The 1,259-nt window shown below is 63.1% G+C and carries 1 protein-coding gene; it reads right to left on the minus strand.

The genetic code is table 11. The features are described 5' to 3' along the window. Positions 1–1,259 (minus strand): hypothetical protein (locus WMO26_RS13525; RefSeq protein WP_349221147.1); only part of this gene is annotated, 1,259 nt, incomplete at both ends.

The raw sequence follows: 1,259 nt of genomic DNA on the forward strand, positions 1-1,259 counted from the left end.
CTGGGATTGCTCGCGCCGGTGTCGGTCAGGATACCGGTGTCCCAGCTGAGGTCAGGGGCCAGTACATTCATGCCGCAGCCGATTGGCTCGGATATGTCCTTGGCCACCGATGGGGAGATATCCACCTCATCGGATAAAGTATAGGTGTTTTGGTACGGGATATACTCGGTGACCGGCGAGTCCGCCCGCACGACAAACCGCTCTGCCTGCCCCGCAGGGATGGAGATTTTGAGGTACTGAGTATTGGCAGTCAATTGTTTGCCCACCGCGCCGTTGACGTATGCAGTGTGGACCAGCAATTGGCGCGACTCGTCATACTCTAACAGCGTCCGGATGCTGTCGGAGGCATAGACCGTGTGCCCGGCCACATGCCCGGCATAGATGTACTCGGTGGTACTGTCGTAGTTGGCGTTGGCAGTCAGCTGGCCGCTCTCGCCGTATACCTGGCCGGATGCGATGGGCTGGGAGGGGTCAAAGAGGTTTTCGCTGTGCCGTTCCAGGTCTAGAAACTCCACCATATCCGCAGATACGGCGCCGGCATCTAGTTTGCCGTTAAAATCGGCGATCTCCCGGCTGACATCCGCAGAGGCCTCCTCTACCGCCGTCTTGTCCTGGGCAACCTGGGCCGCCGCCTGGGTCACCGCCTCGGTATTTTGGGCCACCAGATCGGCGTTGGTCTGCACCTGGGCCGCAGCCGTCTCAACGATGTTGCGGGATTCCAGGGCGCTCTGGGCGTCGTCCTTAGCGGTATTGGCCGCCGTCTGGGCCACCGCCTTGTCAGCGGAGACCTGGGCCGCCCAGGTCTGCACGTCCGTATGAGCTGCCGTTACCTCCTGGGCCTGTCTATTAACCGCCTGGGCGTCTGTCTTGGCCTGACTGGCGGCGGCCTCGGCGAGACTCTTGTCCGCCGTTACCTGGGAGGCCATGGTGGTCATATCGTCCCGCAGCTGGGACACGTCCCCGATGTCCGTGTGCAGCTCGTCCAGCGCGCCGGCAAAATCCTGCAAGCTCGCCTCGATCAGCCCCTCATACGGGTCAGGGGCCAGGCCTACCGCGCCGCACCAGTCGGGGGAGTCCTCCACTCGTAGGGCAGCCGGCTCGGTACGGTGGACGGTGTACCCCTCCCGGGCGTCCAGGTAGACCAGCAGTTCCCCGGCCACCATTAAGGCCTGGGGCAGCAGGAACGAAACTGGATCGGTCAGCGGCATGGTCTGGTAATGGCGGCCGTTGGCCGCCCGGAACCGGATGGTGCAGGTACA

The sequence above is a fragment of the Solibaculum intestinale genome (assembly GCF_040096205.1).
Lineage (GTDB): Bacteria > Bacillota > Clostridia > Oscillospirales > Acutalibacteraceae > Solibaculum_A > Solibaculum_A intestinale.